We start from the raw sequence: 4,908 nt of genomic DNA, 5'->3' as shown, positions 1-4,908 counted from the left end.
TGTGTTTGGAAGGGCGTCCAACGTCTGCTTTTTCTTTGTTATATAGATATTACTCCCACACCCCCAAAGAGACAACAAAGTTGGGGTCGTAAATATATTTTCCTTTGCTGTTTTGAAAAGAACCTTACCCAAAAAAAAGATTTTTCTTTTTGTCAATTTTGTTCTCTCCGCCGTAAATAAATTGCGTGTGATAGCATTGAACTTTTAGTAAGTCCGCGATAGTAAAGAAACCCGTTTGGCTTTTACTCAGCTTCACTACAGCGCGAGAGGGAGATGGAGGAAAGCCCGTGGTTACGGCTTCAATTCCACGAACAGAACGAGTACCAGTGGCGTACATTTGTGTGAACTGCCAACCTTCCTTCATGAGTTCATCAAGGTTTGGTGTTAGAGGCAAACCGCCCAAAGCACCGACAAATTGGGCGCCTAAGCTTTCTTGTAGCAAAATCACTAAGTTTTTATGTTTACCCTGGTAAGTCGCGGGGTTACTGTTCATGGTTGGGAGTAATGAAGGGGTGAAGTCGGACTTTGTTGATGAAGTGCGAACTAATTCCAACATCTTTTGAGTGTCCATTTTTCCGTAGAACTGCTCAGCACTCTTTTCTGACTTCATGCTATTAACCGCAAACAACAATGAGTAAGATGAGTTCAGTGCTAAGTCGTTAAGCAGTGGATCGTTAGAAAAGGCGACCATAGCAGGATTTAGCGGGCGGTGACCTAAAGATGAGCGAGCACCTGCAACCCCAAAAAGAACAACGAAAAGTGCCAATAGTGGTCGCCATTTCCAGTTGACCTGCTGCGCCTTATCGGTCAGTTTCTTACTCCACTTCCAACCTAAAGTGATGGTTAAAACTGTACCTAACGCACCAATAAACAGTTCTAATTTGTAGCCAGTCCAGAGCATACTCAAGACTTCTTTTGGGTAGATTAAGTATTCCACAAACAGGCGGTTTGGACGTAGGTCGTATTCCTGAATGAATGGCGCTGTTGCGAGCTCCATGTATACAAGCACCCAAAGCCCTAAAACCATCCATATGCGTAATATTCGCTTCCAACACTCTCCCATCTTACCGGTTAATGGCATGAAGGTTGAAAACAGTGCTGGAAGAATAAATAACCAGCAAAGCGTTGCAATATCTACGCGCAAACCTTGACCTAGGATGTAAATTAAGTCGTTTAGAGAGTCAATACGGTCAATCTGCCAAAAAGCTAGCAAAACTCTTGAGATAGACAGAAATAGAAGCGAAAACAAAGAAAAGGCAGCAATTGGCTGCAAAGGCCCCCACACAGAGCTCCTTGATAAGTTTTTCATATTTATTCGAATAGTTTAATTGTTATGTTGTGTTGTTTTTAGCAAAGCAAGCGTGAAATAAACGTGAATTATAATGTGGGTTTATGGTCGAGTAGTGTAAGTGTTGGTATGTCTATGTAAGGGGGAGGGGCGTTTGTGTAAAAAAAGAGCCAGTTGATAACACCAACTGGCTCTAGAGGTTGATAAAGGCATGATTACATTGCGGCTTTCTTCGCTTCTTCGACCCATGCGTCGAACTTTTTCTGGTTCGCTTTGATCCAGCCATTTACATGAGACTCGATGTCCGCTGAGCTGTTCTTACCTTGGCTCATCATCATATTCTGAGCACTAACATCATTGATATTTAGTTTGATGATTTCAAACAGCTTTGCAGCAGCAGGGTTGTTTTCTGTAAACTCTTTATTAGCAACGATGCGCATAGAGTTCATCTCGAAGCCGTAGTTCTTACCGTTCTCTAGTGTCGTATCAATGTCCTTACGCTCACCAGGAAGTGAAGAGAATGGCACTTCTAACCACACAACATCTTTCCCTGGAACTAAAACGCCACTTACCCAGTACGGTGTCCAAGTGTAGTAAAGAATCGGATCGCCTTTTTTATAACGTGAGATTGTATCAGCGATAATCGCCGCGTAGTTACCTTGGTTGTGTGTTACTGTGTCACGAAGTTTGAAAGCATCCAACTGATGTTCAACAACCATTTCACAACCCCAACCTGGGTTGCAGCCAGTTAAGTCCGCTTTGCCATCGCCGTTTGCATCGAATAGCTTCGCCAATTTTGGATCTTTTAACTGACCAATGTTCGTGATGTTATATTTTTCCGCGGTTTTCTTATCGATCAAATAACCTTGCGCAGCACCACTTACGTATTGGCCTTTACGGAAGAACTTATCATCACCGCCAGACATCGTGTACTTATCGGCGTGAAGAGGGAACCAACCAACCGCTAAGAAAGTAGCATCACCTTTAGCAATAGAGGTGTAGCCTACGTTGTAGTCCACTTCTTTGGTCGGTTTAACATCGTAACCAAGCTCTTCAAGTGCGCGGTTTACGATCAACGTTTGAAATGTTTCTTCTGCAACGGTTGATTGAACAGGCTGAACAGTGACACCTTCACCCGGTAGTTCACTTGCCACACCATAAGTTGAAAATGCGATAGTACTTAGAGCTCCAACAGAGAGCGCTTTCTTCCATGAATTATTCATTGATGTTTCTCCTAAGTTTTAGATCGTCTTGGTTCGTCTTTGTTTTCAGTTTTAATAGGTATGAAACAGGACCTGTGTGATACCAGCGAAGTTTAGTGTTGCCCGCATTAACCCCTAACACCTGGGTGATACGGTCTAACAAAATCGCAAGAATAACGATGCCTAAGCCACCAACGGCAGCAAGACCCATATCAAGTCGGCCAATACCACGAAGTACCATTTGGCCTAAGCCGCCAACAGCAATCATTGAAGCAATCACTACCATAGAAAGTGACAGCATTAAGGTTTGGTTTACACCTGCCATGATGGTTGGTAACGCCAACGGTAACTGGATGCGATAAAGCATCTGTTTTTTGTTTGCCCCGAAAGAGTGGCCAGCTTCGATAAGCTCTTCAGGTACTTGCTGAATACCCAAAATAGTCAGGCGCACAACGGGAGGCAGGGCGAAAATGATCGTTACTACTACGCCAGGAACGTTACCAATACCAAACAACATAACAATTGGCACAAGGTAAACGAACGCGGGAGTCGTTTGCATTGCATCTAATATTGGCCTAACAAATTTGGCAGCGGTTTGGCTCCTTGCCAACCATATCCCCATTGGTAGCCCTATAAGCAAACAGAAGAAAACGGCGGTTAACACCAGTGCTAGCGTTGTCATCGCTTGTGACCACGCACCAATTAGGCCGATGAAAACAAGGGATACAAGAGTAGAAAAACCAAGTTTTACATTGGAAAACTGCCACGCTAGCAAAAATAAAATGAGTACCATTATAGGCGCAGGTGTAGACACCAAAGCAGTTTCAAACGACGTTAGAATAAAGTCGATTGGAACTCGTATTGCTTGGAAAACAGGTCGACCATGTTCCACCAGCCAGTTCAAACCGGACTCTACCCAGCTATCGAGGGGTAAAACCGCATCTTGGAATGGGTTCATAATATCGAATGGTGCTTGCTCTACAGTTTCTGAGTTGAGCCAATCATTACTTGGCGCGGCCTCTGTACCTTGCGACCAAGGATCATCTTGCGCAGGAGCAGTATTTGACCAGGGATCATTGTTAGTTTGCTCTGAAGACATCGTGTTAATCCTTATCTAGTGTTTGTAGAAGACGTGATTTAGTCACGACACCAAAGTAAGTTCCTTTCTCATCTACGACAGGCACGGCATAAGGAACACCAGCAACCAGACCCAAAATGTCATTAATTGACTGATCAGGCTGAAGAGTAACTTCATCCGGTAATTGAGCACTGGCTAACGAACGGTTTTCTTTATGAGCCAAACGTAGTGAATCAAGAGATACGATGCCGGAATATCGGCTAGATTTATCGACGACAATACCGTAATCACGGTCGTGATCCATCAGAATCTGCATCGCAGAGCCTGGACCGTCATTTTCCGATTTCTTAAAAACAGCCGCTGGCTTCTTGCGCGCGATATCTTTTGCTGTCAAGACACTTGCGATGTTTACGCCGCGGAAAAACGCTTCGACATAATCATTTGCTGGACTGTGTAATATTTCATCAGGTGTACCAACCTGAACAACCTCACCGTTTTGCATGATGGCGATACGGTCGCCAATGCGCATTGCTTCATCCAAATCATGAGAAATGAAGACAATTGTGCGTTTGTCATCGTTCTGTAGACGAATAAGCTCATCTTGCATCTCAGAACGGATCAATGGGTCTAAAGCGGAAAACGCCTCGTCCATTAATAGGATGTCAGGATCACAGGCTAACGCTCTCGCTAAACCAACGCGCTGTTTCATACCACCGGATAATTCGTCAGGGAAAGATTCTGCATAAGGGTCTAAACCCACTCTTTCTAAGGCGGAAAGGGCACTTTTCTGACGCTCATTAACATCGATGCCGGCAAGTTCTAAACCAAAGGCGGCATTTTCAATCACCGTCATGTGTGGCATGAGTGCGAAACTTTGAAACACCATTGAGATATTATTACGACGAACTTCTCGAAGTTCATTCTCGGAGATGTGGGCGATATCTCTTCCTTTGAGATAAACACTACCTTTAGTCGGCTCAATGAGCCGGTTAAGAAGTCGAACAAGGGTGGATTTCCCGGAGCCAGAAAGGCCCATGATTACGAAAATTTCCCCTTCATTTATGGTGAGAGATACATCGTTTACGCCGACTGTTAAACCTGTCTGTTCAAAAATACCGTCTTTATCGACGCCTTTGTCGATAAGCGAGAAGGCTCTCTCTGGGTCTTCTCCAAACACTTTATACAGTCCCTTAACTTCCAGTATGGGATCCATGTTATCTGTCCTTTTTCGTGTGTTTATAACTGTTTAACGATTTGTACTCTAATTAATTTTAGTTCAACTTTCAACGAAAGGGGGTTGGTTAACTAGTTCTGCCGTGCATAGAGAATTCGTTGAGCAA

3 protein-coding genes and 1 pseudogene are annotated in these 4,908 nt (G+C 43.9%); all 4 read right to left on the bottom strand.

The window, feature by feature from the left end; all coding sequences use genetic code 11:
* Positions 1-125 precede the first annotated feature (125 nt).
* Positions 126-1,309, bottom strand: a pseudogene (locus tag CAG68_RS21960) (LTA synthase family protein); the annotation flags it as partial.
* A 194-nt stretch (positions 1,310-1,503) separates the two neighbouring features.
* Positions 1,504-2,511 (bottom strand): glycine betaine/L-proline ABC transporter substrate-binding protein ProX, encoded by a 1,008-nt coding sequence (gene proX / locus CAG68_RS21955; RefSeq protein WP_005385703.1) that lies wholly within the window; start codon positions 2,509-2,511, stop codon positions 1,504-1,506.
* Positions 2,504-3,589, bottom strand: a complete 1,086-nt coding sequence (proW, locus tag CAG68_RS21950) for a glycine betaine/L-proline ABC transporter permease ProW (protein ID WP_005377778.1) — start codon at positions 3,587-3,589, stop codon at positions 2,504-2,506. The genes proX and proW overlap by 8 nt, the downstream gene beginning before the upstream one ends.
* A 4-nt stretch (positions 3,590-3,593) precedes the next feature.
* A complete protein-coding gene (proV, locus tag CAG68_RS21945) occupies positions 3,594-4,781 on the bottom strand; it encodes a glycine betaine/L-proline ABC transporter ATP-binding protein ProV (protein WP_005377777.1) in 1,188 nt (395 codons plus the stop codon).
* Positions 4,782-4,908: the final 127 nt, after the last annotated feature.

This window comes from Vibrio sp. V42_P2S4T144, from assembly GCF_009904715.1.
Classification (GTDB): Bacteria; Pseudomonadota; Gammaproteobacteria; order Enterobacterales; family Vibrionaceae; genus Vibrio; species Vibrio alginolyticus.
Note: the sequence above shows the minus strand (reverse complement) of the source record. Positions and strands in the feature narration are given on the sequence as shown.

Coding starts and splice junctions, on each gene's coding strand:
- proX (WP_005385703.1), bottom strand. CDS start 2,511: ATGAATAATTCATGGAAGAAAGCGCTCTCTGTTGGAGCTCTAAGTACT.
- proV (WP_005377777.1), bottom strand. CDS start 4,781: ATGGATCCCATACTGGAAGTTAAGGGACTGTATAAAGTGTTTGGAGAA.
- proW (WP_005377778.1), bottom strand. CDS start 3,589: ATGTCTTCAGAGCAAACTAACAATGATCCCTGGTCAAATACTGCTCCT.